Origin of the sequence: Aeromonas sp. S9(2024), assembly GCF_041403185.1 — a bacterium.
Lineage (GTDB): Bacteria > Pseudomonadota > Gammaproteobacteria > Enterobacterales > Aeromonadaceae > Aeromonas > Aeromonas enteropelogenes.
The window spans coordinates 1-25,352 of record NZ_JBGLRE010000012.1 but is presented as its reverse complement, the minus strand read 5'-3'; the positions used below and the strand labels follow the sequence as shown (position 1 = coordinate 25,352).

Below are 25,352 nucleotides of genomic sequence, written 5' to 3'. Positions count from 1 at the left end.
TGGTCACCCCAGCAGGTAGTCGAGCACCAGCCCGGCGAACACCAGAGCCCCCACATAGTTGTTGTTGAGGAACGCCTGGAAGCAGGCCTCCCGCTGCCGTTCGCGAATGAGCCGCTGCTGATAGACGAACAGCACGGCGGCCCCCAGCAATCCCCAGTAGTAACTGCTGCCCAGCGCCATCAGCTGGCCGACCAGCAGCAGGATCAACAGGGTGGCTAGCTGCAGCACGCCGATAATCCGCTTGTCGTGACGGCCAAACAGGATGGCGCTCGACTTGAGCCCCAGCTTGAGGTCATCGTCCCTGTCCACCATGGCGTACTGGGTATCGTAGGCCACGGTCCACAGCAGGTTGGCGATAAACACCAGCCAGGCCACGGTCGGCAGGGCGTTGGCCTGCGCCGCATAGGCCATGGGGATCGACCAGGAGAAAGCCATGCCGAGCACCAACTGGGGGATCGGAATGAACCGCTTCATGAAGGGATAGCTCACCGCCAGCAGCAGGCCGACGAACGACATGGCGATGGTGAGGGAGTTGAGGGTCAGTACCAGGCCAAACGAGATGAGCGCGAGTACGAAGAAGAGCGCCAGTGCCTCGCGGGGATCTACCTTGCCGGTCGGCAGGGGACGCCCCGAGGTGCGTTTGACGTGACCGTCGAAGTTGCGATCCGCATAGTCGTTGATGACACAGCCGGCAGAGCGCATCAGAAACACGCCGACCACAAACACCGTCAGCACCCAGAGGTTTGGCAGTCCGCCGGCCGCCAGCCAGAGTGCCCACAGAGTCGGCCACAGCAGCAACAGGGTGCCGATGGGCTTGTCGATGCGGGCCAACTGCAGATATGCCAGACCCCGCTCCTTGGTTAACAGATTCACTCCAGCTCCTTGTCACAGACGAGAGAGGGCAGAAACAGCTCGTGAACCAGCAATGGCCACTGCCCCAGAAACAGACGGGAACGACGTCCCCAGACGATGGCGGCGGAGCAACGGGGATTGTCGGCAATGGCAAAACGGGCCAGCTGCAGATGATCACGTCGCACCGGCTCATTGCCAAACACCCGCTCCCCCAGGGGTTGCTCCCCCAGTTCGGCCAGCCCACTGCCCTGCAGCGCCGCGTCGGCCAGCAGGGTCCAGCCCAGCACGGCCGGACCCAGATCGCCGTGGAGGATCACCTCCCGGCAGATCCCGGCAGGGGATACGGCATCCACCAGCCACTGCTCATCGGTGGCCAGCGAGACGGGGCGATTGCCCAGCCATTCGACCGAGAAGTGCCGATTGTGTTGGCGCAGACGCCGGGTCATGGAGCCGGGCTCCAGCAGCCAGGGACGCAGGCTGGCCGGCAATTCGCAACTGTCGGGGGCCAACCACCCGGTTAACGGCGTGAGGGGAACAGTCAACTCGGACTTCACAGCTTCACCATCCAGAGATTTCCGTGTTCAGGTTAAAATCCGGTTTATTATCCGTAAATCAATAGCGAAATGTAAGAACATCCGTGCTTGACGCCCCCTTTGGTAGCATCAAAAATGGTGTATCTTCCGCCGATGAGCCATCTATATGAAGATCTTCAAAATTTTGCTGGTGTTGTTGCTGAGCGTGGGCGCCCTGCAGGTACGGGCTGCCGATGAGGAACCCGCCGCCGAAGGGGCCGAGGGCGCCGCCAAACCCGGATTTGCCTACCATGCGCTCGATCCTGATATCATCACCAACTACCTGAGCAACGGCAAAACCCTCGGCTACGTCAGGGTCACGGTGGAGTTGATGGCAGAAAACGATGCCGACCTCAAGCTGCTGGAGCAGCATGACCCCCTGATCCGCGACGCCATCATTCGCCTGATGGGCAGCAAGAGCGCCGATCAGATCAAGTCTCTGGTCAGCCGCGAGGAACTGCGCAAAGAGTGCGAGACCAAGGTCAACGAGTTGTTGCTCAAGGAGACCGGCAAGAAAGCCGTCCGCGAGCTGATCTTCACCAAGTTCCTCTATCAGTAATTTCCCACGGATCAGACGCTTATTGGCATTCAGGCCAATAAGCGCCCGGCGCCTGTTTATTCGAAATGAAAATTGATTACAATACGCTCGTCGAGTCGTAGAGGTAGTCGTTATGGGCAGCAAGACCCTGTGTGAGTGGCGTCGCCACGAGATCCCCGCGGATCTCAAGGCACTGCGCAAAATCGTGCGCAAACCCAAATTCGTCTGCGGCAAGTGTGCCCGCAGCGCCAACGACAAGAGTTATCTGTGCCAGCCGCTGCGGTTGAAAAAAGAGGAGTAGGGCCAAACCCGACGAGGCCCTATTGATCGGTCCAGCCCTGGCGCCCCTGCTCGAACAGCCTGCGCGCCTGCATGTCGTTGGGGCAGACGCCGCGGTACTCCTCCCCGGAGCGCCCGGCCAGATAGAGATGCTCCGGGCGGCAATACCAGGCCAACCCTTTCTGATGCCCCTGCTGCCACAGCTCGCCATCCACCTTGTCGCCACACTGGGCACGATGGAACTCGATCCGCTCGGTGGTGAAGCCCAGCTTGCCGTCAGCCTCCCCCACCTCGCTCCACACCTTTTCGCAGGGATCATCGTTGGAGACACAGCCCCCCAGCAGGGCAGCAACCAGTATGACGGTGAGTCGCATAATCATCCTTGAGTGTCGTTTGAGCAGTTCATTCTAGCCAGAGCCTTGCCCCTCACCAAGCCTTCGCCCCCATTCCTGTGAGCCGCACAAAAAAATCAGGCGGGCTCAATGCCCGCCTGTTCGTGTCATGTCGTGGTTCACTGGTCATCGAAAGCATCGTCATCCTGCCAGCTTTCGTCTTCCCATTGCTCCAGCTCGTCTTCCCAGGATTCCGGCTCCCATTCATCATCGAGGTCGTAATCCGGCTTGTGTCCACCCATGCTCATTCTCCTTGGATAGTGCACCCGCACTCAAAGTCTATCCAGAAAAATGGGGCTCGCCAGTCAGGAAAAGATCAAAGCTTGACCAGGGTGCGACCCGCGACCTGGCCTTGCGTGATGGCCTCGGCGGCCTCGACCACCTGCTCCAGCCCTATCTCGGTCACCGCCTGCTCGAAGAAGCTGGCGGGCAGATCCTGAGCCAGGCGCTGCCACGCCTGTTGACGGCGCGCCAGTGGGCACATCACGGAATCCACCCCCTGCAGACGCACGTTTCGCAGGATGAAGGGCATGACGGTGGTAGGCAGATCGAAGCCCCCCGCCAGACCGCAGGCCGCCACGGCGCCGCCATAGTTCATCTGGGCCAGCAGCTTGGCCAGCACCTGGCTGCCGACGGTATCGACTGCCCCGGCCCACAGCTGCTTCTCCAACGGCTTGGCAGGCTCCAGCAGTTCGCTGCGCGGCACGATGCGGCTGGCCCCCAGGGCAGTCAGCATCTCACCCTGCTCCTCGGGTCGACCGGTCAGGGCCGCTACCTTATAGCCTTTTGCCGCCAGCAGCGCGACCGCAGTGGACCCCACCCCGCCAGCGGCGCCGGTCACCAGGACCTCGCCGCTCTGTGGGGTGAGCCCCGCCTCCTCCAGCGCCAGCACGCAGAGCATGGCGGTGAGACCGGCGGTACCGATGCACATGGCCTGACGGGCATCCAGTCCGGCCGGCAGCGGCACCAGCCAGTCCGCCTTGACTCGCGCCTGCTCGGCCATGCCGCCCCAATGTCCTTCACCCACGCCCCAGCCGGTCAGCACCACCTGATCACCGGGCTGATAGCGGCTGTCGGCCGATTCGAGCACGGTACCGGCGAAGTCGATGCCCGGCACCAGCGGCCACTGGCGGACAATCTTGCCCTTGCCAGTGATGGCCAGCCCGTCCTTGTAGTTGATGGAGCTGTAGCTCACCGCTACCCGTACTTCGCCTTCCGGCAACTGGCTCTCGGCCAGCCGGGTGAGGGTCGGAACCGTCTTGCCGTCTTGGTTTTCCAGTAACAGGGCCTTGAACATGAGTCTCTCCTCGAGATGAAGCATCAAATCAGCACAGCAGCGCATATCTGCCACGGCGCTCCGTAAATCGTCCTACTGGCTTTCGAGATCAGCCAGACAGCGGGAAAGGGTGCGGGCCAGGGCCCCCTGATTGCACAGCACCACGGCGCGGGCCTGCTCTCCCATCTCGCGACGCCGGCTCTCGTCGGCCAGCAGCGCACTCACCCTCTCCCCCAACTCGGCCGCATCGGCCACCACGGCGGCGCCACCCTGTGCCACCAGCTGGCGGGTGATGTCGCTGAAGTTGAAGTAGACGGGACCGGTCAGGCAGGGTTTGCCGAGCGCCGCCGGCTCCAGCAGGTTGTGGCCCCCCACCTTCACCAGACTGCCGCCGACGAAAGCCAGATCGGCCGCCGCCAGCATCAGCGGCAACTCGCCCATGGTATCACCCAGATAAATCTTGTCGGTTGCGGTGACCGGGGCGGCGCTGGTGCGGCGCACACAACCATAAGAGGCGCACAACTCGGCCACCCGATCGAAGCGCTCCGGGTGGCGCGGCACCAGGATAAGCAAGGCATCGGGGTGACTGGTCAGCACCTGGTCGAAGGCGGCCAGCACCTGCTCGTCCTCTCCCTGATGGGTGCTGGCGGCGATCCAGACCGGCCGCTCCGCCCCCAGTTGCTGACGCAGGGCGCGGCCCCTGGCCTGCACCTCATCACCAAACTGGATATCAAACTTGATGGAGCCGGTCACCGCCAGTCGATCGCGTTCGATGCCGAGCCGGGCGAAGCGATCGGCGTCGTCCTGATGCTGGCAGAGCAAGCGGGTCAGCGGCCGGCTGAGGGCATCAAAGGCTCCCTGAAAGCGGGCATAACGCTGGCAGGAGCGCTCCGAGAGGCGGGCGTTGATGATGGTCACCGGCAGATGGCGTTTCTCGCAGACCGCCAGCCAGTTTGGCCACAGCTCGGTCTCCATCACCCAGAGCGCGCGGGGCTTGAAGGTGTCGAGAAAGGCCGCTACCGCCCAAGGGTAATCGAGGGGCGCATAGCGGTGTACCACCAGATCGCCGAGCTTGGCTGCCTGTTCGGCGCCGGTGCGGGTGGTGGTGGTGAGCAGGATCGGCAGATCGGGCCGCTCCGCTTTCAGGGCGCGAATGAGTGGCGTGATGGCCAACGTCTCCCCCACGCTCACCGCATGGATCCAGAGCGGCGCCTCCTGATTGGTGGCGGGCAGCCGACCCAGATGCTCGGCCCAGCGTTTGCCAAAGCCGGGCTTGCCCTTCTTCGGCTTGTAGAGCGCCAGCAGCGCCAGGGGTAATCCCAGATGGATCAGCAGGTTGTAGAGCAGGCGATAGGGCATCTTACTCGCTCTGCTCCAGTTTGTTGCACGCCTCGATCACCTGCTCCGGCGGCAGATCGATCAGGCATTTGAGGTGGCCGAACTTGCAGGTGCGCTTGAAGCAGGGGCGGCATTCGATGTCGGTGTGAACGATCTCGACCCGATCCGCCAGCGGCGGGGTATAGAGCGGCGAAGTGGAGCCATAGACTCCCACCAGCGGCCGGTTGAGGGCGGCGGCGATGTGCATCAGGCCGGAGTCGTTGGAGATGACCCGACCGGCCAGCGCCATCAGGTCGATCGCCTCGTGCAGGCTGGTCTTGCCCGCCAGCACGTGGCAGTTGGGGCGAGTCAGCATGTTGACCCGATCCCGGATGGTGTTGGCTACCGCCACGTCCTTGTTCGAGCCGAAGATCCACACCTGCCAGCCCTCGTCCAGGTGTTGCTGGGCCACCACGGCGTAGTGCCCTTCCGGCCAGCGCTTGGCCGGGCCGAACTCGGCACCGGGGCAGAGCACCAGCACGGGGCGACGCCGATCCAGCCCGAGCCGCGCCAGTGCCTTGTCCTGGTTGACCAGATCGACGTGAAGCGCAGGATGGGGAATGGCCGGAATGTCGGCCCGGCTCTTCATCTTGGCCTTGGGATAGGCCAGCGCCAGATAGCCCTCCACCATCAGCGGGAAGGCGGACTTGTTGCTGCGCAGATCGTTGAGCAAGCCGAAGCGCTGCTCCCCCTTCCAGCCGGTTCGCATCGGGATGCCGGCAAACCAGGGGATGAGGGCAGACTTCATGGAGTTGGGCTGGACGATGGCCTGATCGTACTTTTCGGCCGCCAGCTGTTTGCCGAGGCGGCGGCGGGCCAGCAACTTGAAGTCGCCGTGACCGAGCGGCATGGTTATCGCCTTGTCCACCTCGGGCATCCGCTCCAGCAGGGCGCAGCACCAGGCGGGCGCCATCACGTGGAGTTCGCACTCCGGGTGGTTGGCCTTGATCGCCTTGTAGAGGCTCTGGGACATCACCATGTCGCCGACCCAGGAGGGGCCGATCACCAATATTTTCATCACGCGTCTTCTCTCGGGGCTGGCCCGGCTGTTGATCATCACTGGCCGAGATTATGCCCCAAGAATGGTCGGAGAAATAACAGAAGATCCCGGTGGCCCCGCTGAACGGCTCAAAACGAGCGCCACTCAGCACCACCTCGGGCCGGATGCCCCGACCATGCCCCGCCCGTCGTTTTAGGCTAGAATGGGCGCCAATTTGAGCATGGCCCGCCAGCCGGGCAGCAACCGTGAGCCCTCATCAGTGAAAAAACCGACTCTGGCCGCCGTTCTGATCGTCAAGAATGAAGCCGACAACCTGCGCAAGTGTCTCGCCTCCCTCGACGGGCTGGTGGACGAGATCGTCATCATGGATTCCGGCAGCCAGGACGACACCCCGGCCATCGCCGCCGAATTCGGCGCCCGCTTCTTCGTCAACAAGGTGTGGCCGGGATTTGGCAAGCAGCGCCGGTTGGCCCAGTCGCACGTGCAATCCGAATGGGTGCTCTGGCTGGATGCAGACGAGCGACTCACCCCCGAGCTGAAAGAGGCCATCGCCGCCGTCATGGCTAACCCGGCCAGCGACACCATCTACTCGATCCCGCGCCTCTCCTGGGTATTTGGCCGCTTCATCCGCCACAGCGGCTGGTATCCGGATCGGGTGCTGCGCCTCTATCCCAAGGCGCTCACCGGCTACAACGAGGCACTGGTGCACGAGAAGGTGGAGGTACGCGCCAACATGAAGATCGTCAACCTCCATGGCGACCTGCTCCACTTCACCTATCGGGATCTGGAGCACTATCTGGTCAAATCCGCCGGTTACGCCCGGGCCTGGGCCGATCAGCGCACCGCCCGCGGAAAGAAGGGTTCTCTCAGCCAGGGGCTGGTGCATGCGCTGGGCTGCTTCATCAAGATGTACCTGCTCAAGGCGGGTTTCCTCGATGGCAAGCAGGGGCTGCTGCTGGCCATCCTCTCCGCCCACTCCACCTTCGTCAAATACGCCGACCTCTGGGTGCGCCAGCAACCCGGGCAGCCGGAGTAACAGGCATTCCGGCACTCGCCACCGGATACGAAACAGGGCCCCGAGGGGCCCTGTTTGCATTACTGCGGGTCGTTGCCGCGCCAGAAGGGGGCGGCCCAGCGAGCCATTTCTGGCACCATGGCCTTGGGATCGAGCTGGCTCATGTCCTCCGGATGATCGCTGTCCTCCGGCGGGCTGAAGGCGAGATGACGCCCTTCACTGTTGAGCGGCTTCCAGCGCAGCGGTGTGGCGGAGCGGCGCATCGGGAAGAAGCCGATGGTCGGCACGTCCAGCGCCCCGGCGATGTGTAGCGGGCCCGTACTGCCGGCGATAAACAGGGCGGCGTTGGCCAGCACCTGACAGAACATCGGCAGCCCGTCGCTGGAGCGGTAGATCCAGCCGTTGCCGCCGTGGGCCAGCAGCTCGGCCGCCAGTTGCTCGGCCATCTTCTCCTCGCCGGGGCCGGCGGTCAGCACGCACTGCAGCTCGGGGCAGGCCTGGTTCAGCTTGATGATGATGCGGGCATACTGCTCGATGGAGAGGTTGTTGGCCGAGCCGCCGCTACCGGCATGCACCATCAGCCAGGGGCGGCTGGCATCCAGCGTCAGCCTGGTGGCCAGCTGTTCGCGCACCTGTCGCAGCGCCGATGCATCAAACTGCAGGAAGGGGGTATGGGGCTCTACCACCGCCACCTGATGATCGGCCAGGAAGCGGCGGATCAGCTCCAGGTTGTACTCAGACTCGGGCTTGAGAGAGCGGGAGCGGCGCTGGATCAGGCGCTGGTTGTAGAGCACCTGGGCCAGCTTGGTGGCTGGCGCCAGGCGATAAGGGATGTGCGCCTTCCACACCAGCATGGCGTTGCGGGAGTTGGAGAAGAGGCAGATGGACGCATCGAACGCGGCCGCCTTGATGCGCGCCAGCAGCGCGCGCTGTTGCTCCTTGTCGGCACGGACACCCGGATCGATGAGCACCTCGTCAATCCAGGGACAGAGCCGGGCCAGCGGCGCCGTATAGGCGGGAACCAGGGCAGTCACATGACATTCCATGGACTCCTTGAGCATGGCGAAACTCGGCCAGGCCAGCATGAAGTCACCAATCTTGTCATTGCGAACGACCAGAATACGTTTCATAAAAAATCCCTTTGCTCCCTGTCACCAATGCAAGGAGGCTTGATGCGCGATGCGGGTATTCTTGCCTGATGCAGGGCTATTCTCAAGTGAAGACGCCAGCGTGCCCCGATTTAAGCGACCAAATTGTGCATCTTGCGCCGCTTCCTGCGGCAAACTGACGCTACCGCTCTCGCGGCAAGCCCTCAACAGACCCTATAATGCGACCAAATTTCCAGGTTGCAGGACTGCAAACATGACTACCAGGGTAATTTATCCGGGGACCTTCGACCCCGTGACCAATGGCCACGCCGACCTGATCGGCCGCGCCGCCAAGCTGTTTGACGAAGTCGTGGTCGGCGTTGCCAACAGCCCGAGCAAACGTCCGCTGTTCGATCTGGCAGAACGTGTCCAACTGGTTCAGCAAGTGACCCGTCACCTGCCCAACGTCAAGGTGGTGGGGTTCTCCGGCCTGCTGGTGGATTTCGCCAGAGAGCATCAGGCCAATGTGCTGATCCGCGGCCTGCGCGCCGTCTCCGACTTCGAGTACGAATTCCAGCTGGCCAACATGAACCGCCGCCTGATGCCGGAGCTCGAAAGCGTGTTCCTCACGCCAGCGGAAGAGAACTCCTTCATCTCCTCTACCCTGGTAAAGGAGGTGGCGCTGCACGGTGGCGACATCCGCCAGTTTGTCGACCCTGTAGTAGCTCAGGCCATCGCCACCAAACTGGGCCGCTGAGCAGGGGTTCTTCGCAACAAACAGGCTACCCGAGGGTAGCCTGTTTCATCAGGGCGCCAGTTGTTTGCTCGCCTGGCCTTGGGGTATATCGGCAAACTGCCGATCGATCACATCCTGCAGCTGATCGAGCCACTCGTAACGACGCCGGTACATGGCGCGCTTCCTGGACGCCACCTCCTCCAGCGGTTTGCGCAGCGCCGGCTGCAGGGCCACGAAGTTGGCATCCACATCCTCGGCGCCGAACTCCTGCCACAGCTCATCATAATCGGCCAGCAAGTTACCCTTCTGTTTGCGGCTGTAGCGTCTGGCCTGAAAGACGTGGGCCCGCTTGCGCACCGCCAGCACCCGCTCGCCCCCCATGGCCCGGGCCAGTTGCAGCACTAGCATGACCAGCAGTGACTTGGGTCGCAGGCCGTGTCCTTCTCTGGTCAGCTCGCGCACCCGCGCCTGAGCCTGCTCGACTGCAGGCTCGGGCCCCTGCATGGAGCCTATCATCAGCTCGGGATGGGCAGCCGATCCCGCCAGCGAGAAGGCGCAGCTGTAGAGACGCAACCCCTGTGGATCGACGATGGAGAGTGCCAGCTCGGCCTCCCGGCGAAAGGTGCCATCATGGCGCAGCAGGATGCGGCAATCGCGCTGGGGATAGCGCCCCAGCTCGACCCCCTGCCCCAGATAGAGCGGCTCAATGAGAGTTGGATAGCGTGCCAGCAGCAGGCGATAGTGATCCTCCAGCATCTCGGCCCGCTCACGAGCGCGGGCACAGGCGAAGCGATAGGGTCGCATCGGCTTGTCGAGCAACTCGGGATAGCGGGTGGGCAGCGCCCTGAGAGGGGCGGACTGAAACAGGCTGAAGACCCGGTGCAACGACTTGCGATAAAGCAGGCTGCGCAGCACGAACTTGCCGCGGTTGAAGGTCTTGCGGGCACATCCCTCCGGATAGAGGTAACGGGCCATCTTTTTTGCGCAATAGCGCTCCTGCCGGGATAAATATTCCCAGTCTATTGATTTTACTGTCATTTTTATATCTCTAACCGCCTGAACGGCCGGAATACTAGTGACAGCTGCCCACAGCTTCAACAGACGGGAAATACTCTCTTACAACTTCAACGCAATCCGCTGAAAAAACGGCCTCAACGCTGGCAATGGGAGCAGAAAACCGTGGTTCGCTGGCCCATTTTTACTTCGCTCAACAGAGTCTGACAGTGGTAACAGGGCTGGCCACCCCGGCCATAGACCTGCAGTTTTTGCACGAAATAGCCCGGCTTGCCATCGGCGCTGGTGAAATCCTTGAGGGTGGTGCCCCCCTGACGAATGGCTTCGGCCAGCACCCGCTTTATCTCGGCCACCAGGGTGGCCAGCCGCTCGGCGCTGATGTTGCCGGCCGCCCGCTTGGGGTGGATGCCGGCTGCAAACAGCGCCTCGTTAGCGTAGATGTTGCCGACCCCGACCACCACCTGATTGTCCATCAGGAACTGCTTGATGGCGGTGCTGCGCCCCTTGGCCCGCTCCCGCAGGTAATCGGCACTGAAGGCGTCGGTCAGCGGCTCCGGCCCCAGCTTGGCCAGCAGGGCGTGCGCCTCGGCCGGTTCGCGAGTCCACAGCAAAGCCCCGAAACGGCGTGGGTCGTTGAGCCGCAGCAACTTGCCATTTTCGAGCTCGATATCCACGTGGTCATGTTTCTCGGCCGGCGTACCGATATCCAGTACCCGCAGGCTGCCGGACATCCCCAGATGGAGGATGGCGGTACCAAAATCGGTCTCCAGCAGCAGATACTTGGCACGGCGCCGCACCCGATGGATGGTGAGATCCACCAGCTCCTGGATTTCACCGGGCACCGGCCAGCGCAGACGACCGTCCCGCACCACCACTCGGGTGACCTTGATGCCGGTGAGCCAGGGGGAGATCCCCTGACGGCTGACTTCGACTTCTGGCAATTCAGGCATGACAACCTCGCAAGCAACAGGGATCAGGGGGCGGGACGCAGCAGGCCGCGATACTGCTCGGCACTCAGCGTGAGCCAGCTGCCTGATGGCAGTTGGGCCGCGTACTGGCCATTGTTCTGGTAGAGGCCGAATGCCAGCGGATCGCTCTGGCCGGCAATCCATACCTTGAGGGTGACAGGGGCACCGCGCACCGCCTCGCCGGGGGGCAGCGACCAGCCCTGCCAACTGTCGATGCGGGCTGCCAGCTGGGCGCTGTCCAGCCCCAGGTCCGGCACGCTGCGCCAGCCCTGACCGACCCGCTCAATCTGCCAGCTCGGTCCCTGCCAAGTGAGTACCACGGCATCCGCCGGCAACAGGGGACGCGCCCGCTTGGCGCTGTTTTCCTGTTGGGCAATCTCCAACCGGTGCAGCAGGGTGATCACGATCAACACCGCCACTATGATCACGTTATTCCAGCCTTTACGGCTCAGTTTGAACATGGCAAGCCTCCCTTCGAACCGGCAGTGTACTGAATTCGGCCCATAAAAAAACCCGGCACTAGGCCGGGTTTTTGAGACAAATTCAAGTAATTACTTGATTTTGCCTTCTTTGTAGATCACATGCTGACGAACAACGGGATCAAACTTTTTGATCTCCATTTTTTCGGGCATGGTGCGCTTGTTTTTGGTAGTGGTATAGAAGTGACCAGTACCGGCGCTGGAGTTCAGGCGAATTTTCTCGCGAATACCTTTAGCCATGATCTAATTCCTTATACCTTAACACCGCTGGCGCGCAGTTCAGCCAGAACCACTTCAACGCCACGCTTGTCGATGATACGCATGCCTTTTGCGGATACGCGCAGGCTTACGAAGCGTTTTTCACTCTCAACCCAGAAACGGTGAGTGTGCAGGTTCGGCAGGAAACGACGCTTGGTAGCGTTGTTAGCGTGCGAACGGTTGTTACCAACTGCCGGGCGCTTGCCGGTTACTTGGCATACTCTAGACATGTCAGTCTCTCCAAATCTTACTTCATTGCTCGAGCAAATATCTGCCCCGCTGGCCTTCGATTGCGGGGCAAACAGAAGGCGGCATTTTATACAGCATCCGTGATCAAAGATCAACTAATACGGCGCCAGAGCACAGTTATAACCAACCGCGCTCGGCAAAAGAAACCGTGATGCCATCACCGATCACCAAGTGATCCAGCACTCTGATATCGATCAGGGCCAAGGCGGCCGTGATCCGATCCGTGATCTGGCGGTCGGCCCTACTGGGCTCGGCGACGCCGGACGGGTGATTATGCGCCAGAATCACAGCGGCTGCATTATGTTTGAGCGCGATCTGCACGATTTCTCTGGGCCAGACGCTCGCCGCATCGATGGTGCCGTAGAAAAGTTCGACAAATTGGATGACCCTGTGCTGATTATCGAGCAATAACAGCGCAAACACCTCACGCGGTCGATCCCGCAACTGGGCCTGCAGATAGTCCCGGGTCAGCTGGGGAGAAGTCAGCGCCTCGCCCCGTTGCAACCGCTCCGCCAAATGGCGCCTGGCCATCTCCAATACCGCCTGTAGTTGGGCGTATTTGGCTGGCCCCAGGCCATGGGCATCACAGAAAGCACGCTGGTCGGCCCCCAACAGGGTACGCAACGAACCGAACTGGCTGAGCAGCTGGCGGGAGAGATCCACCGCGCTCAGGCCGTTGACGCCGGTGCGCAGGAAGATGGCCAGCAATTCGGCATCGGAGAGCGCCGCAGGCCCCTGGCGCAACAGCTTTTCCCTCGGGCGCTCATCCTCCGGCCACTCTTTGATGCTCATTTGTCTCTCCCTCATCCTTGTTGAGAAAAAACATAGCAAAAAATCACGGGAGCTCGGCCACAACTCCCCCAAGTCAATCTCTGTCGTCACTCCCAGCCTGTGGTATCTTAGCCGACCAGTCAGAATGAGCCGGATAGAGATACAGCAGATGAGATTGGCCGATAAACGCATCCTGTTAGGTGTCAGCGGCGGCATCGCCGCCTACAAGAGTGCCGAGCTGGTACGCCGCCTGAAAGATCAGGGCGCCGAGGTTCGGGTAGTGATGACCCGCTCCGCCAAGGAGTTCATCACCCCGCTGACCCTGCAGGCCGTCTCCGGCCATCCGGTGGCCGACAGCCTGCTGGATCCGGCCGCCGAAGCCGGCATGGGCCACATCGAGCTGGCCAAGTGGGCCGATCTGGTGCTGATCGCTCCCGCCAGCGCCAACCTGATGGCCCGCATGGCGGCCGGTATGGCCGACGAGCTGCTCACCACCCTCTGCCTAGCGACTCCGGCTCCCGTGGCGCTGGCCCCGGCCATGAACCAGCAGATGTATCTCAATGCCGCCACCCAGGCCAACCTCAAGACCCTAGCCAGCCGTGGCATCCTGCTGTGGGGGCCGGACTCCGGCAGCCAGGCCTGCGGTGACGTGGGTCCTGGCCGGATGCTAGATCCTCTCGAACAGGTGGAACGTTGCTGCCAGCAACTGGCCGGCGAGCCACTGCTGGCAGGGGTCAAGTTGCTACTGACGGCGGGGCCGACCCGCGAGGCGCTCGATCCGGTGCGCTACATCAGCAACCACAGCTCCGGCAAGATGGGTTACGCCATCGCCCGCGCCGCCCGCGAGGCGGGGGCCGAGGTGACCCTGGTGAGCGGTCCGGTGGCGCTGGCGACCCCGAGCGGGGTGGAGCGCATCAATGTGGAGAGCGCCCTGCAGATGCATGAGGCGGTGATGAGCCGGATTGGCGAGTGCGATCTCTTCATCGGATGCGCCGCCGTGGCCGACTATCGCCCCGAGCAGGTGGCCAGCCAGAAGATCAAGAAAACTGGCGACAACGACCAGATGGCGCTGACCCTGGTCAAGAATCCCGACATCATCGCCGCCGTAGGGGCACTACCAGACAAGCCGTTCACGGTGGGATTTGCCGCCGAAACCGTGGATGTGGAACAATACGCCCTCGACAAATTGCGACGCAAACGGCTGGACATGATCGCCGCCAACGACGTGTCTCGCGAAGGGCAAGGCTTCAATGCCGATGACAACGCCCTGACCGTATTCTGGCAAGGGGGTCATGCTCCGCTGCCACTGGCCGACAAGCTGACGCTGGCCCGTCATCTCGTCGCCCTGATTGCGCGCCACTACCGGCGCTGAGCGCCGGGTCGCCATGGGCTCCCGATAACACAAGACTCATGACACCCCGCCTTGCAGTGCAGAGACGGGGTGCCCACACAAGATCCAATTGAAAAAACGATTCATGACTACACAAATTGAACTGAAAATCCTGGATGCCCGTATCGGCACCGAGTACCCGCTGCCTGCCTACGCCACACCGGGCTCTGCCGGCATGGATCTGCGTGCCCTGCTGGATGCGCCGCTGACCTTGGCCCCCGGTGATACCACCCTGGTGCCGACCGGTCTGGCCATTCACATCCAGGATCCCGGTCTGTGTGCCACCATCCTGCCCCGCTCCGGCCTAGGCCACAAACACGGCATCGTGCTAGGCAACCTGGTGGGTCTCATCGATTCCGACTATCAGGGCCAGCTGATGGTCTCGGTCTGGAACCGTGGCAAGGAGAGCTTCACCATGCAACCCGGCGAACGCATCGCCCAGCTGGTGATCATGCCGGTAGTTCAGGCCAGCTTCCAACTGGTCAATGAGTTTAACCAGAGCGAACGGGGTGAAGGCGGTTTTGGTTCCTCTGGTCGCCAATAACAAGACCACACAGCCCCTTGGGGCGGTGCCTAATAACAGAATCAAGCCATTGTTTTTTTAGGGGAATCCATGGCAAGCAGTAATCAGAAACAGAGTCGGCGCGACCAGATCCTGCAAGCGCTCGCCCACATGCTGGAAACCAGTCCGGGTCAGCGTATCACCACGGCTCGCCTGGCAGCCGAGGTCGGTGTCTCTGAGGCCGCCCTCTATCGACATTTTCCCAGCAAGGCGAGGATGTTCGAGGGGCTGATCGACTTTATCGAGGATTCCCTGCTGTCACGGGTCAATCTCATCATGACGGAAGAGAAAGACACCATGGCCCGCTGCCACCACATCCTGCAGCTGCTGCTGGTCTTCGCCGAGCGCAACCCGGGCATCACCCGCATCCTCAATGGCGATGCCCTGCTGGGTGAACACGACCGGCTGCGGGATCGCATCAGCATCCTGTTTGACAAGCTGGAGACCCAGATCAAGCAGGTACTGCGGGAAAAACGGCTGCGGGAAGGCCAGGGCTTCCAGCTCGACGAGACCATGCTGGCCAATCTGTTGCTGGCCTACACCGAGGGACGGATCAGCCAGTTTGTTCGTTCCGAGTTCAAGATCAAACCCACCGCCGGGTTCGAAGACCAGTGGCAATTTATCCGCAGCCAGCTGCTGCAAAGCTGAGCCCGCACGAACCCATGTGAGAAGGGAGGCCTTGGCCTCCCTTCCTTTTTGTGGCAACTTTTTACGGTAGAAAATAAGCACCAGATGCGACCCAGTCTGTCGCACTGCAATGTTAGATTCATCCGTTATCAATCTTTAGCATCTGACAGGATCTCCTATGGAACCCGAAATCATCACCGAAGCACAGACCTGGCTGGTCAACAACCAGGGCCTGCTGATCGAGTATGCCGTCAACATCGCCGCCGCCCTGCTGACCCTGCTGGTGGGCTATATCGCCGCCAACCTGATCAGCGGTGGCGTGGTCAAGGTGATGAAGAGCCGCAAGCTCGACGCTACCATCACCGAGTTCGTCGGCAGCATCCTCAAATACGCCATCCTGGTGTTCGTGGTGATCGCGGCACTGGGTCGGGTCGGGGTACAGACCGCCTCCTTCGTGGCCATCATTGGTGCCGCCGGTCTGGCCATCGGTCTGGCGCTGCAGGGCTCGCTGTCCAACTTCGCCGCCGGCTTCCTGCTCATCATCTTCCGCCCCATCAAGGCGGGCGAGTTCATCGAGGTGGCTGGCACTGCGGGCGTCGTGCAGTCCGTGCAACTGTTCACCACCACCCTCACCTCAGGTGACAACAAGATGGTCGTGGTACCGAACTCCGCCATTCTCAACGGCACCATAGTCAACTACTCGCGCATGGATACCCGTCGCGTCGACATGACCTTCGGCATCGGCTACGGCTCCGACCTGCGCAAGGCCAAGCAGATCCTTGAGCGTCTGGTAAACGAAGAACCGCGCATCCTGAAAGATCCGGCCGCTACCATCGCCGTCGCCGCGCTGGCCGACTCCTCGGTCAATATCGTGGTGCGCCCCTGGGTGAAAACCGGTGATTACTGGGGTGTCTGGTTCGACTTCCACGAGAAGGTGAAGCTGACCTTCGATGCCGAGGGTATCGAGATCCCCTTCCCGCAGATGGTCATGCACACCGCCAAAGCCGGGGAGTAATGAATCCATCCCCTTGCTCACAATGCCAGCCTTCGGGCTGGCATTGTCGTTTTGGGTGTGCCCCGACCGCACACAACCCGCACGGCGATATGAAAACCATTTCACCTTCCCGGGCTGGCCCCATTCATGAGCGAGCGCAAGATCCTGCTTGCTTTCGTGACTCATAATCCCGAATTTCAGGGTGTACACTCCCCCGGAGACTCAGGGTTGTAAAAGACAATCGGTAAAACTCTGTTACATGAGCCGGCCAGCCGGCTCGCTATAATGCTCGGATAATAAGGTTTGGCGGGGCCTTGCCTGCAAGGTTCAAACACAACTTGGCATTTCAGGAATCCTATGAAAAACATCAATCCAACCCAAACCCAGGCCTGGCAGGCACTGGAAGCCCATTTTGCAGCTAACAAAGAGACTCGTCTCAAGGATCTGTTCGCGCAGGACCCGAAGCGCTTTGACAAGTTCTCCCTCACCTTCGGCGGCGACATCCTGGTGGATTACTCCAAGAACCTGATCACCGAAGAAACCCTCAAGTTACTGATTGATTTGGCCAAAGAGACCGATCTGCGCAGCGCCATCGACGCCATGTTCAACGGCGAGAAGATCAACATGACAGAAGGGCGCGCCGTGCTGCACGTGGCCCTGCGCAACCGCTCCGACCGCCCGGTCGAGGTGGACGGCAAGGACGTGATGCCGGAAGTGAACGCCGTACTGGCCAAGATGAAGGGCTTCTGCGAGAAGATCATCTCAGGCGAGTGGAAAGGCTACACCGGCAAGGCGATCCAGCACGTGGTCAACATCGGCATCGGTGGCTCCGATCTCGGCCCGGTGATGATCACCGAAGCGCTGCGTCCCTACAAAAACCACCTGGAGATGCACTTCGTTTCCAACGTCGACGGCACCCACATCGCCGAGACCCTGAAGAAGATCGATCCGGAAACCACCCTGTTCCTGGTGGCCTCCAAGACCTTCACCACTCAGGAGACCATGACCAACGCCCTGAGCGCACGCGACTGGTTCCTGGGGCATGCCGGTGACAAGGCCCACGTTGCCAAGCACTTCGCAGCCCTCTCCACCAACGGTAAGGCCGTGGCCGAGTTCGGTATCGACACCAACAACATGTTCGAGTTCTGGGACTGGGTTGGCGGCCGTTACTCCTCCTGGTCCGCCATCGGCATGCCCATCGCCCTGTCGGTCGGTTTCGACAACTTCGAGGCCCTGCTGCAAGGCGCCTTCGAGATGGACATGCACTTCGCCACCGCCTCCTATGAGCAGAACGTGCCAGTGCTGCTGGCTCTGATCGGGCTGTGGTACAACAACTTCTACGGCGCAGAGTCCGAAGCCATCCTGCCCTACGACCAATACATGCACCGCTTCCCCGCCTACTTCCAGCAGGGCAACATGGAGTCCAACGGCAAGTACGTGGACCGCAACGGCAACAAGGTCGACTACCAGACCGGCCCCATCATCTGGGGTGAGCCGGGTACCAACGGCCAGCACGCCTTCTACCAGCTGATCCACCAGGGCACCAAGCTGATCCCCTGTGACTTCCTGGCACCAGCCATCAGCCACAACCCCATCGGTGATCACCATCCGAAACTGCTGGCCAACTTCTTCGCCCAGACCGAGGCCCTGGCCTTCGGCAAGAGCAAGGAAGCCGTGGAGGCCGAATTCCTGGCCGCTGGCAAGACCCTGGAGCAGGTCAAGGATCTGGTGCCGTTCAAGGTGTTCGAAGGCAACCGCCCGACCAACAGCATCCTGTTCAAGAGCCTGACCCCGAAAACCCTGGGTGCCCTGATCGCCATGTACGAGCACAAAATCTTCGTACAGGGCGCAATCTGGAACATCTTCAGCTTCGACCAGTGGGGCGTGGAGCTGGGCAAACAGCTGGCCAACAAAATCCTGCCGGAGCTGGGCACCGACGAGGCTGTCACCAGCCACGACTGCTCCACCAACGGCCTGATCAACACCTGGAAAGCCTGGAAGGCCTGATTTTCCCGGCTGACCTGAATGCAAAAGCCCCGCTCGATGAGCGGGGCTTTTTTATGGCTATCAATCGGTCTGCTTGCATGATCCGGAGGGCTGGCCAGGTGTCTAAGCCGGGCAGTAACGGGGATCGTCATCCCCGCCCCTTCATCATCCAGTCCGATGCAGGCTTAACCGCCGACGGCAATGCGCTTCATGTCCTTCATGTAGCCACGCAGTACCTGACCGATCTTCTCGATCGGGTGGTTGCGGGTCGCCTCGTTGGCCGCCAGCAGCGCCTGGTTGTCCACGCTCTGGCTCTCGGCCTGGCTGGCCCCCAGGTCACCGGCTTTCAGAGTCGGCATAAAGTGCTCACGCAGCAGCGGCACGGCGGCGTTGGCGAACAGGTAGTTGCCGTACTCGGCGGTGTCGGAGATGACCACGTTCATCTCGTACAGACGCTTGCGCGCAACTGTGTTGGCGATCAGCGGCAACTCGTGCAGGGATTCGTAGTAGGCAGACTCCTCGTAGATGCCGGAGGCCACCATGGTCTCGAACGCCAGCTCGACACCCGCCTTGACCATGGCCACCATCACCACGCCATTGTCGAAGTACTCCTGCTCGGCGATCTTGCCAGCATAGGCTGGGGCATTCTCGAAGGCAGACTTGCCGGTCTCTTCGCGCCAGGTCAGCAGCTTGATGTCATCCTCGGCCCAGTCGGCCATCATGCCGCGGGAGAACTCGCCGGCGATGATGTCGTCCATGTGCTTCTCGAACAGCGGGCGCATCAGGGTCTTGAGCTGCTCGGAGAGCTCGAAGGCGCGCAGCTTGGCCGGGTTGGAGAGGCGGTCCATCATCAGGCTGATGCCACCCTGTTTCAGGGCTTCGGTGATGGTCTCCCAGCCGAACTGGATCAGCTTGCCGGCGTAGGCCGGGTCTGTGCCTTCGGCAACCAGCTTGTCGTAGCAGAGCAGGGAACCGGCCTGCAGCATGCCGCAGAGGATGGTCTGCTCGCCCATCAGGTCGGATTTCACTTCCGCCACGAAGGAGGACTCCAGCACGCCAGCACGGTCGCCGCCGGTGGCGGAGGCCCACGCCTTGGCGATGGCCATGCCTTCACCCTTGGGATCGTTCTCCGGGTGGACGGCGATCAGGGTCGGCACGCCAAAACCGCGCTTGTACTCTTCACGCACTTCGGTACCCGGGCACTTGGGAGCCACCATGACGACTGTGATGTCGGCGCGGATCTGCTGACCCTCTTCCACCACGTTGAAGCCGTGGGAGTAGCCCAGCGCAGCGCCCTGCTTCATCAGCGGCATCACGGTCTTGACCACGTCGGAGTGCTGCTTGTCCGGCGTCAGGTTCAGCACCAGATCGGCGGTCGGGATCAGCTCTTCATAGGTACCGACCGCGAAGCCGTTGTCGGTGGCCTTCTGCCAGGAGGCGCGCTTCTCGGTGATGGCGGCCTTGCGCAGGGCGTAGGCGATATCCAGGCCGGAGTCGCGCATGTTCAGGCCCTGGTTCAGACCCTGGGCACCACAGCCCACAATCACCACCTTCTTGCCTTTCAGCACGTCGCAGCCGTCGGCGAATTCCGCGCGCTGCATGAAACGACACTTGCCCAGTTGGGCCAACTGCTGACGCAGGTTCAAGGTGTTGAAATAGTTAGCCATGGTGATTGCTCCGTTCGATTTATTCCATGCCGGTGACGGCGTTGTCTGAACCACTATAGCGCGGGACACATATTGCCTGAACTGATATATTCGAAACAGTACGTTGCAAGAATTGAAATGTGAGTCTGCGCAATGTCGGGCTGTTTCCCCCTCTTTTCTGAATGGGTGGAAGCGATGACCCGGGCAGATTGACTCGGCACACCAGGCCGCAGCAGGAATAAAAAAGATGGACCTTCGCAACCTCGAGCTGTTTCTCCACCTCGCCGATTCCCTTCACTTCGGCAAGAGCGCCGATGCCATGGCGGTCAGCCCCTCCACCCTGAGCCGCGCCATCCAGCGCCTCGAGCAGGAAACCGGCTGCGTCTTGTTCGAACGGGATAACCGCTCGGTGCGCCTTACCCCGGCCGGCGAGAAGCTGCGCGAATTTGGCGGGGGGCTGCTGCAGGAGTGGCGCCAGCTCAAGCAGGAGCTCAAGCGTAACGACGAACCGCTGCAAGGGCGGTTGCGAGTATTCTGCTCGGTCACCGCCAGCTATTTTCTGCTGCCCGAGGTGCTGGAGCGCTTTCGCCGTCGCTACCCCCAGCTGGAGATCAAGCTGGAAACCGGCGACCCAGCGCTGGCGGTGGACAAGATCCTGGCCGATGAGGTCGATCTGGCCATCGCAGCCCGCCCGGATGCCCTGCCCGCCAAACTGGAATTTGCCAGCCTGCAGCGGGTCCCGCTGGTCTTTATCGCCCCGCGCAACGCCCCCCAACTCAACCAGTGGTTTCATCAGGGAGAACCGGACTGGGAGCGACTGCCGCTTATCCTCTCGGAACAGGGGCTGGCCCGTAAACGCAGTGACCAGTGGTTTCGCAACAAGGGGATAGCCCCCAACATCTATGCCGAAGTGGTGGGCAACGAGGGGATCGTCGCCATGGTGGCGCTTGGCTGCGGTGTGGGGTTGGTACCCGCCGCCGTCATCGATCACAGCCCAATGGGCGAGAAGGTGCGCATCGTCGAACCCAAACCGGCGCTCAAGCCATTCGACGTCGGCATAGTGGTTTCACGCAAACGGCTTGAGGAGCCCCTCATCCGCGCCTTCTGGGACACGGCCCAGAATCAGGGGGCGTTGCGTTGATCCGGATTGTAGATGAGGGTTGGGTCGGCCATCATGGGCCGGCTGCTCAGCGGCAATCCGGGGTTATGCAGTTCAAAGCGCGTACGTTGCTCCAGCTTCAGATTCCGCACTGTCTTGCCAAACGACTCTTCGAATACCTGTTCAAAGGCACCTGACTGCCGCGCCCGCTGCAACCCGAGCTCAATGCGCTGCGCGAGCTCAGGGTATTTGGGCGAGACGAAGAACAACAAGGCCAGCGGGTAACGAAAAACCAGGTGCGGCTCGATGGCCAGATAGGGGTGCGCCTTGAGCTCGTCCTCGACTTCGATGACGGAGCGCAGGAAGCAGTCGAAGCGCCGCTTGCGCAACATGTTGAACAATACGTCGTACAGGCTGCCCACCACCACCTTCAAACCATTCGCCTTGAGCAGCTCGGTATCCGGCCAGAATCTGTGCTGACCAATGGTCAACCCGGATTGCTGCCATTGTGCCAGGGACTGGATATTGGCAAAGCGCCCCTCATCTCCCTGGCGGATCAGGCAGACCCGCCATCCCAGCAGCCCCTTGGCCAGCGGGATATGCACCGCCAGCAGATCCTGCTCCCGCTCGCTGTCCGGTGCAAACACGGCCACTTGCACCGAACCGTCACCGCTCATCTCCTTGACCACACGCCCCTGCTCCATGGGGGCACTGGCAATCAGTCGATAGGGGCCATATTCGGGGATGGTGAGTTCGAGGGAGAGGCGCAGCAACTCGGGAACGGCGGGATTGGGATGCTGCAGCAACTGATTCCAGACACGGATCGGCTGTTCAGCTGCCGAAAGGCTGGTCGCCATCAATGTGATACACAGTAGCCATGCCCTGACCATGCTCTAGCACCCGGATGTCATACGCCTCCCATTACTATAACGCCCCACGGTTTCGAGGGGAGAGCGGCGTGACAGATGTGTGAACCGTCCCGTGTCAAATATGACAATAGGAAAAGCCGGCAGATAACCGCAGACTCGGGCTGCTGACAAGGGACCGACTATTCAGGGAGAAGAGCCATGAAACAGCATTTGGTCGAGATAAAGGGGGCAACCCTGTTCGAGGAGTACCTGCAAAGCATGGGGGTCCCGAATACATTGCTGGACAGGGAACGGGATATCTATCTGCAGGATCGCCATCTGGGCGCAATCCGCCAGGTGCAGGGCGAGCTGAGATTTTATCTGCGCGCCAATGCCCTGAACAAACAGTGATCAGGAACCGGTCACAGAACCCGCGGCAAAGAGGTATTAGACTGGTATCTTCCCCCTTTCGCCGGGAGTGCCCATGAAAGCAAGCGGTCTGGATCGTCTGTTCAAGCCTCACTCAATTGCCGTGATCGGCGCTTCTACCGACCCGCTCAAGGCGGGTCATGTGATCGTCCGCCACCTGCTGGCAGGGCAGTTCAAGGGACCCATCCTTCCCGTCACCCCCAAGGACAAGGCCATCGCCGGCGTGCTGGCCTATCCCGATGTTGCCAGCCTGCCGCTGGTGCCGGATCTCGCCATCATCTGCACCAAGCGGGAACGAGTCCTGCCACTGCTGGAAGCGCTCGGCCAGAAAGGCACGGGGGCTGCCATCATACTGGCAGGGGACTTTTCCGATGAGGAACGGCGGGAGCTGAAGCGGGTCTGCCAGCAATACGGCATCCGCCTGCTGGGACCGAACAGCATGGGCATGCTGCTGCCCGGGCAAGGGATCAACGCCAGCTTCTCTCCCATCACGGCCAAGCCAGGCCAGGTCGCCTTTCTCTCCCAGTCGGCCGCCGTCAGTGCCACCATACTAGACTGGGCCAAGCAACATGAGCTGGGCTTCTCTGCCTTCATCTCCCTCGGCGATCACTGTGACATAGACTTCGGCCAGCTGCTGGATCAACTCTCCCGCGACAGCACAACCCGCGCCATCTTGCTCTATATGGACAAGCTGCACGATGCCCGCCATTTTCTCTCCGCCGCCCGGGCCGCGTCGCGCAACAAGCCCATCCTGATACTCAAAAGCGGTCGCCACAACCCAAGCCATGGCCTCGACAACGTCTATGATGCCGCCATTCGCCGCGCCGGCATGCTGCGAGTTAGAGATACCCACGAGCTGTTTGCGGCGGTAGAGACCCTAAGCCATTCGATGACCCTCAAGGGGGAGCGACTGGCTATCATCTCCAATGGCCGGGGCCTGGCCAACATGGCGGTGGATGTGCTGCTGGAGCGTGGAGGCAAACTTGCCCTCCCTCCGCTGGACATAGGCAGCGATGCAACCATCACAACCTATCAGGAAGCGCTGGACCACTTGCTGCAAGAGGAGGGGATAGACGCCATCCTGATCATCCATGCGCCTTCGCTGACCGCCCCCAGTGCGCCGCTGGCAAACCATCTCATCACCCATCTCAAGCAACATCCCAGAGCTCGTCGGCTCAATATCCTGACCAACTGGGCCGGGGAATATTCGGCGCAGGAGGGGCGCAGGCTGTTCACCGAGGCGGGCATTCCTACCTACCGCACGCCCGAAAGCGCCATGGCCGCCTTCATGCATATGGTGGAATATCGTCGCAACCAGAAGCAGTTGATGGAAACTCCCGCCTCCCTGCAAGGCAACCAGCTCAATATCGAGTTGTGCCAACAGCTGCTTCGCCAGGCCAGAGAGCGCAACCAGTCGAGGCTGGATACCCATCTCGCCCACCCCATATTGCAAGCGGCCGGCCTATCGACTCTGCCGACCTGGATCGTCACTGATGCCATCGAAGCCACCTTGACGGCGGAGCAGATTGGCTACCCGGTCGCGGTCAAGCTGCGTTCACCCGACATCTTCCACAAATCTGCCGTGCATGGCGTGATGCTCAACCTGCGCACCTCGACCGAGGTGGCACAAGCCGCCGACGCCATTCTGGACAGGGTTCGGCAGCACGACCCGGGCGCCCGCATCGAAGGTCTGCTGGTGCAACGGATGGCGCGCCGCAGTGGCGGCCTGGAACTGCGGGTGCGGATCCAGCAGGATGCGGTGTTTGGCCCCGTCATCCTGCTTGGAGAATCAGGCGCCGAGCCCCAAGAGATGGTCGCGGCCTTGCCGCCACTGAATCAGGCGTTGGCTCGTTACCAAATCATCGGTGCCATGAAGAGCCGCAAGATCCGTGAGCAGGCGACGCCAGTGCGGCTGAATATCGATGCGCTCAGCCAGGTGCTCTGTCAGCTTTCCGAGCTGATACTGGCTTTTCCCGACATCCAGGAGCTGGATCTCCACCCACTGCAGGCATGCGACAGCGAAATGGTGGTGCTGGATGCCAGCATCACCCTGGCCGATCCCAGCACATCGCCACTCAGTCGGCTGGCCATCCGCCCCTACCCCACCGAGCTTGAGGAGGGGGCCTGGCTCAAGGATCAGAGCCATATACTGCTGCGGCCGATCCGCCCGGAGGATGAACCGGCCCACAAGCAGTTCGTACTGCAAGTGTCCGATGAAGACAGGTACAAACGCTTCTTCGCGGATGTGGGAGAGCTGGGGCATGAAGAGCTGGCACGGATGACCCAGATAGATTACGACCGCGAGATGGCTTTCGTGGCCGTTGGCCAGAATGGTGATTTTCAGGATCAGATCCTGGGTGTAGTTCGTGCCGTCAGCACCCCGGACCACAGTGATGCGGAATTTGCCATCCTGGTACGCTCCGATTTGAAAGGGCTTGGCCTCGGTAAACTGATGATGGAGAAGATTGTTCGCTACGCCAGAGAACAGGGGATTGAACAGCTATCAGGCATGACCATGCCCAGCAATCGCGGCATGATCAATCTAGCCAAGCGCCTGGGATTCAAGGTCGAACTGCACATGGAAGAGGGGGTGGTCAATATGGTGCTTGCTTGCAGCCATGGCCATTAAGCGGCATCCCATGTGTAGCCCCATCCCACACTAACCGTTTGAAATGAAAGAAATACACAAGCGAAAACAGTGGGCGCAAGGCTCATAAGGGCAAGGAAAGGGCAAATATTGAGCAAAAAGCAGAATTTCATGCAATAAAAAACCCCGCTCAGTGAGCGGGGTTTTCGTGTTGGGTGCCTGGCAGTGTCCTACTCTCGCATGGCGAATGCCACACTACCATCGGCGCTACCGCGTTTCACTTCTGAGTTCGGCATGGGTTCAGGTGGTTCCACGGCGCT

General features: G+C 61.3%; 28 protein-coding genes and 1 rRNA gene. 12 read left to right on the top strand and 17 right to left on the bottom strand.

All coding sequences use genetic code 11. The annotated features are described in order from the left end of the window. Positions 1–3: 3 nt before the first annotated feature. Together ubiA and ACB028_RS17220 are read right to left on the bottom strand one after the other, a co-directional pair. A complete protein-coding gene (ubiA, locus tag ACB028_RS17225; RefSeq protein ID WP_371144818.1) occupies positions 4–873 on the bottom strand; it encodes a 4-hydroxybenzoate octaprenyltransferase in 870 nt (289 codons plus the stop codon). After that, on the bottom strand, positions 870–1,406 hold the full coding sequence (locus ACB028_RS17220; RefSeq protein ID WP_354688640.1) for a chorismate lyase: 537 nt from the start codon (positions 1,404–1,406) through the stop codon (positions 870–872). Before ACB028_RS17220 ends, ubiA begins: the two co-directional genes overlap by 4 nt. 145 nt (positions 1,407–1,551) lie before the next feature. On the opposite strand from ACB028_RS17220, the gene ACB028_RS17215 reads away from it, so the two are divergent. Together ACB028_RS17215 and ACB028_RS17210 are read left to right on the top strand one after the other, a co-directional pair. Beyond that, on the top strand, positions 1,552–1,983 hold the full coding sequence (locus tag ACB028_RS17215) for a flagellar basal body-associated FliL family protein (protein WP_042027233.1): 432 nt from the start codon (positions 1,552–1,554) through the stop codon (positions 1,981–1,983). 112 nt (positions 1,984–2,095) lie between these two features. Next, the gene (locus ACB028_RS17210; protein ID WP_124238653.1) at positions 2,096–2,263 is read left to right on the top strand and encodes a hypothetical protein; all 168 of its coding nucleotides are present in this window, start codon (positions 2,096–2,098) and stop codon (positions 2,261–2,263) included. Between the two features lie 19 nt (positions 2,264–2,282). Here the strand turns inward: ACB028_RS17210 and ACB028_RS17205 are convergent, their stop codons facing one another. From ACB028_RS17205 to waaF, 5 genes are all read right to left on the bottom strand, one after another. Continuing rightward, positions 2,283–2,615 carry a DUF2799 domain-containing protein gene (locus ACB028_RS17205; protein ID WP_026458168.1) on the bottom strand — a complete coding sequence of 111 codons (333 nt, stop codon included), beginning with the start codon at positions 2,613–2,615 and terminating at the stop codon, positions 2,283–2,285. A 137-nt stretch (positions 2,616–2,752) separates the two neighbouring features. After that, a complete protein-coding gene (locus ACB028_RS17200; RefSeq protein WP_260391510.1) occupies positions 2,753–2,875 on the bottom strand; it encodes a hypothetical protein in 123 nt (40 codons plus the stop codon). Between the two features lie 74 nt (positions 2,876–2,949). Then, entirely contained in the window at positions 2,950–3,930 is a 981-nt protein-coding gene (locus ACB028_RS17195; protein WP_371144817.1) for an MDR family oxidoreductase, read from the bottom strand. Positions 3,931–4,002: 72 nt separating this feature from the next. Then, positions 4,003–5,268: a lipid IV(A) 3-deoxy-D-manno-octulosonic acid transferase gene (gene waaA, locus ACB028_RS17190; RefSeq protein ID WP_371144816.1), complete on the bottom strand. Its 1,266-nt coding sequence runs from the start codon at positions 5,266–5,268 to the stop codon at positions 4,003–4,005. Position 5,269: 1 nt separating this feature from the next. Further along, entirely contained in the window at positions 5,270–6,304 is a 1,035-nt protein-coding gene (gene waaF, locus ACB028_RS17185) for a lipopolysaccharide heptosyltransferase II (RefSeq protein ID WP_371144815.1), read from the bottom strand. A gap of 241 nt (positions 6,305–6,545) precedes the next feature. On the opposite strand from waaF, the gene ACB028_RS17180 reads away from it, so the two are divergent. Then, positions 6,546–7,322 (top strand): glycosyltransferase family 2 protein, encoded by a 777-nt coding sequence (locus tag ACB028_RS17180; protein WP_026457506.1) that lies wholly within the window; start codon positions 6,546–6,548, stop codon positions 7,320–7,322. A 59-nt stretch (positions 7,323–7,381) separates the two neighbouring features. Here the strand turns inward: ACB028_RS17180 and ACB028_RS17175 are convergent, their stop codons facing one another. Then, positions 7,382–8,431 carry a glycosyltransferase family 9 protein gene (locus ACB028_RS17175; RefSeq protein WP_371144814.1) on the bottom strand — a complete coding sequence of 350 codons (1,050 nt, stop codon included), beginning with the start codon at positions 8,429–8,431 and terminating at the stop codon, positions 7,382–7,384. Between the two features lie 232 nt (positions 8,432–8,663). On the opposite strand from ACB028_RS17175, the gene coaD reads away from it, so the two are divergent. Continuing rightward, on the top strand, positions 8,664–9,146 hold the full coding sequence (coaD, locus tag ACB028_RS17170; protein WP_201942396.1) for a pantetheine-phosphate adenylyltransferase: 483 nt from the start codon (positions 8,664–8,666) through the stop codon (positions 9,144–9,146). A 48-nt stretch (positions 9,147–9,194) separates the two neighbouring features. Here coaD and ACB028_RS17165 read toward each other — a convergent pair whose 3' ends face one another. The 6 genes from ACB028_RS17165 to radC all read right to left on the bottom strand — a co-directional run bounded on the left by ACB028_RS17165 (position 9,195) and on the right by radC (position 12,885). Next, positions 9,195–10,100 (bottom strand): VirK/YbjX family protein, encoded by a 906-nt coding sequence (locus ACB028_RS17165; RefSeq protein WP_371144813.1) that lies wholly within the window; start codon positions 10,098–10,100, stop codon positions 9,195–9,197. A gap of 176 nt (positions 10,101–10,276) precedes the next feature. Beyond that, a complete protein-coding gene (gene mutM, locus ACB028_RS17160) occupies positions 10,277–11,089 on the bottom strand; it encodes a bifunctional DNA-formamidopyrimidine glycosylase/DNA-(apurinic or apyrimidinic site) lyase (protein WP_042070656.1) in 813 nt (270 codons plus the stop codon). A 23-nt stretch (positions 11,090–11,112) separates the two neighbouring features. After that, positions 11,113–11,568, bottom strand: coding sequence for a hypothetical protein (locus ACB028_RS17155; protein ID WP_342013717.1), 456 nt, complete (start codon positions 11,566–11,568; stop codon positions 11,113–11,115). A 90-nt stretch (positions 11,569–11,658) separates the two neighbouring features. Beyond that, positions 11,659–11,826: a 50S ribosomal protein L33 gene (rpmG, locus tag ACB028_RS17150; RefSeq protein ID WP_005307500.1), complete on the bottom strand. Its 168-nt coding sequence runs from the start codon at positions 11,824–11,826 to the stop codon at positions 11,659–11,661. A gap of 11 nt (positions 11,827–11,837) precedes the next feature. Further along, the gene (gene rpmB / locus ACB028_RS17145; RefSeq protein WP_005307492.1) at positions 11,838–12,074 is read right to left on the bottom strand and encodes a 50S ribosomal protein L28; all 237 of its coding nucleotides are present in this window, start codon (positions 12,072–12,074) and stop codon (positions 11,838–11,840) included. 136 nt (positions 12,075–12,210) lie between these two features. Next, a complete protein-coding gene (gene radC / locus ACB028_RS17140) occupies positions 12,211–12,885 on the bottom strand; it encodes a DNA repair protein RadC (protein WP_042070659.1) in 675 nt (224 codons plus the stop codon). 148 nt (positions 12,886–13,033) lie between these two features. Between radC and coaBC the strand changes: the two genes are divergently transcribed. From coaBC to pgi, 5 genes are all read left to right on the top strand, one after another. Continuing rightward, positions 13,034–14,236, top strand: a complete 1,203-nt coding sequence (gene coaBC / locus ACB028_RS17135) for a bifunctional phosphopantothenoylcysteine decarboxylase/phosphopantothenate--cysteine ligase CoaBC (protein ID WP_371144812.1) — start codon at positions 13,034–13,036, stop codon at positions 14,234–14,236. Positions 14,237–14,339: 103 nt separating this feature from the next. Beyond that, positions 14,340–14,798 (top strand): dUTP diphosphatase, encoded by a 459-nt coding sequence (gene dut / locus ACB028_RS17130; RefSeq protein WP_026456789.1) that lies wholly within the window; start codon positions 14,340–14,342, stop codon positions 14,796–14,798. Positions 14,799–14,867: 69 nt separating this feature from the next. Next, positions 14,868–15,464: a nucleoid occlusion factor SlmA gene (gene slmA, locus ACB028_RS17125; RefSeq protein ID WP_042027216.1), complete on the top strand. Its 597-nt coding sequence runs from the start codon at positions 14,868–14,870 to the stop codon at positions 15,462–15,464. A 157-nt stretch (positions 15,465–15,621) separates the two neighbouring features. After that, a complete protein-coding gene (locus ACB028_RS17120) occupies positions 15,622–16,458 on the top strand; it encodes a mechanosensitive ion channel domain-containing protein (RefSeq protein WP_042070663.1) in 837 nt (278 codons plus the stop codon). Positions 16,459–16,794: 336 nt separating this feature from the next. Next, a complete protein-coding gene (gene pgi / locus ACB028_RS17115) occupies positions 16,795–18,444 on the top strand; it encodes a glucose-6-phosphate isomerase (RefSeq protein WP_371144811.1) in 1,650 nt (549 codons plus the stop codon). Positions 18,445–18,608: 164 nt separating this feature from the next. Here the strand turns inward: pgi and ilvC are convergent, their stop codons facing one another. Then, positions 18,609–20,090, bottom strand: coding sequence for a ketol-acid reductoisomerase (ilvC, locus tag ACB028_RS17110; RefSeq protein WP_223379550.1), 1,482 nt, complete (start codon positions 20,088–20,090; stop codon positions 18,609–18,611). A 226-nt stretch (positions 20,091–20,316) separates the two neighbouring features. Between ilvC and ilvY the strand changes: the two genes are divergently transcribed. Next, on the top strand, positions 20,317–21,210 hold the full coding sequence (gene ilvY / locus ACB028_RS17105; protein ID WP_042027211.1) for an HTH-type transcriptional activator IlvY: 894 nt from the start codon (positions 20,317–20,319) through the stop codon (positions 21,208–21,210). Here ilvY and ACB028_RS17100 read toward each other — a convergent pair. Next, entirely contained in the window at positions 21,192–22,058 is an 867-nt protein-coding gene (locus ACB028_RS17100) for a hypothetical protein (RefSeq protein WP_201982783.1), read from the bottom strand. The genes ilvY and ACB028_RS17100 overlap by 19 nt on opposite strands. A gap of 177 nt (positions 22,059–22,235) precedes the next feature. On the opposite strand from ACB028_RS17100, the gene ACB028_RS17095 reads away from it, so the two are divergent. Both ACB028_RS17095 and ACB028_RS17090 read left to right on the top strand, forming a co-directional pair. Continuing rightward, a complete protein-coding gene (locus tag ACB028_RS17095; protein ID WP_042027209.1) occupies positions 22,236–22,427 on the top strand; it encodes a hypothetical protein in 192 nt (63 codons plus the stop codon). Positions 22,428–22,500: 73 nt separating this feature from the next. Next, positions 22,501–25,074, top strand: coding sequence for a GNAT family N-acetyltransferase (locus ACB028_RS17090; protein ID WP_371144810.1), 2,574 nt, complete (start codon positions 22,501–22,503; stop codon positions 25,072–25,074). A 175-nt stretch (positions 25,075–25,249) separates the two neighbouring features. Here the strand turns inward: ACB028_RS17090 and rrf are convergent. After that, positions 25,250–25,352: ribosomal RNA gene (gene rrf / locus ACB028_RS17085) — 5S ribosomal RNA — on the bottom strand; the annotation flags it as partial.

Coding starts and splice junctions, on each gene's coding strand:
- ACB028_RS17210 (WP_124238653.1), top strand. CDS start 2,096: ATGGGCAGCAAGACCCTGTGTGAGTGGCGTCGCCACGAGATCCCCGCG.
- coaBC (WP_371144812.1), top strand. CDS start 13,034: ATGAGATTGGCCGATAAACGCATCCTGTTAGGTGTCAGCGGCGGCATC.
- ilvY (WP_042027211.1), top strand. CDS start 20,317: ATGGACCTTCGCAACCTCGAGCTGTTTCTCCACCTCGCCGATTCCCTT.
- ACB028_RS17095 (WP_042027209.1), top strand. CDS start 22,236: ATGAAACAGCATTTGGTCGAGATAAAGGGGGCAACCCTGTTCGAGGAG.
- slmA (WP_042027216.1), top strand. CDS start 14,868: ATGGCAAGCAGTAATCAGAAACAGAGTCGGCGCGACCAGATCCTGCAA.
- waaF (WP_371144815.1), bottom strand. CDS start 6,304: ATGAAAATATTGGTGATCGGCCCCTCCTGGGTCGGCGACATGGTGATG.
- rpmG (WP_005307500.1), bottom strand. CDS start 11,826: ATGGCTAAAGGTATTCGCGAGAAAATTCGCCTGAACTCCAGCGCCGGT.
- ilvC (WP_223379550.1), bottom strand. CDS start 20,090: ATGGCTAACTATTTCAACACCTTGAACCTGCGTCAGCAGTTGGCCCAA.
- waaA (WP_371144816.1), bottom strand. CDS start 5,268: ATGCCCTATCGCCTGCTCTACAACCTGCTGATCCATCTGGGATTACCC.
- ACB028_RS17120 (WP_042070663.1), top strand. CDS start 15,622: ATGGAACCCGAAATCATCACCGAAGCACAGACCTGGCTGGTCAACAAC.
- mutM (WP_042070656.1), bottom strand. CDS start 11,089: ATGCCTGAATTGCCAGAAGTCGAAGTCAGCCGTCAGGGGATCTCCCCC.
- ACB028_RS17200 (WP_260391510.1), bottom strand. CDS start 2,875: ATGGGTGGACACAAGCCGGATTACGACCTCGATGATGAATGGGAGCCG.
- ACB028_RS17090 (WP_371144810.1), top strand. CDS start 22,501: ATGAAAGCAAGCGGTCTGGATCGTCTGTTCAAGCCTCACTCAATTGCC.
- dut (WP_026456789.1), top strand. CDS start 14,340: ATGACTACACAAATTGAACTGAAAATCCTGGATGCCCGTATCGGCACC.
- ACB028_RS17100 (WP_201982783.1), bottom strand. CDS start 22,058: ATGGTCAGGGCATGGCTACTGTGTATCACATTGATGGCGACCAGCCTT.
- ACB028_RS17175 (WP_371144814.1), bottom strand. CDS start 8,431: ATGAAACGTATTCTGGTCGTTCGCAATGACAAGATTGGTGACTTCATG.
- ACB028_RS17215 (WP_042027233.1), top strand. CDS start 1,552: ATGAAGATCTTCAAAATTTTGCTGGTGTTGTTGCTGAGCGTGGGCGCC.
- ACB028_RS17165 (WP_371144813.1), bottom strand. CDS start 10,100: ATGGCCCGTTACCTCTATCCGGAGGGATGTGCCCGCAAGACCTTCAAC.
- radC (WP_042070659.1), bottom strand. CDS start 12,885: ATGAGCATCAAAGAGTGGCCGGAGGATGAGCGCCCGAGGGAAAAGCTG.
- ACB028_RS17195 (WP_371144817.1), bottom strand. CDS start 3,930: ATGTTCAAGGCCCTGTTACTGGAAAACCAAGACGGCAAGACGGTTCCG.
- pgi (WP_371144811.1), top strand. CDS start 16,795: ATGAAAAACATCAATCCAACCCAAACCCAGGCCTGGCAGGCACTGGAA.
- ACB028_RS17155 (WP_342013717.1), bottom strand. CDS start 11,568: ATGTTCAAACTGAGCCGTAAAGGCTGGAATAACGTGATCATAGTGGCG.
- ACB028_RS17205 (WP_026458168.1), bottom strand. CDS start 2,615: ATGCGACTCACCGTCATACTGGTTGCTGCCCTGCTGGGGGGCTGTGTC.
- rpmB (WP_005307492.1), bottom strand. CDS start 12,074: ATGTCTAGAGTATGCCAAGTAACCGGCAAGCGCCCGGCAGTTGGTAAC.
- coaD (WP_201942396.1), top strand. CDS start 8,664: ATGACTACCAGGGTAATTTATCCGGGGACCTTCGACCCCGTGACCAAT.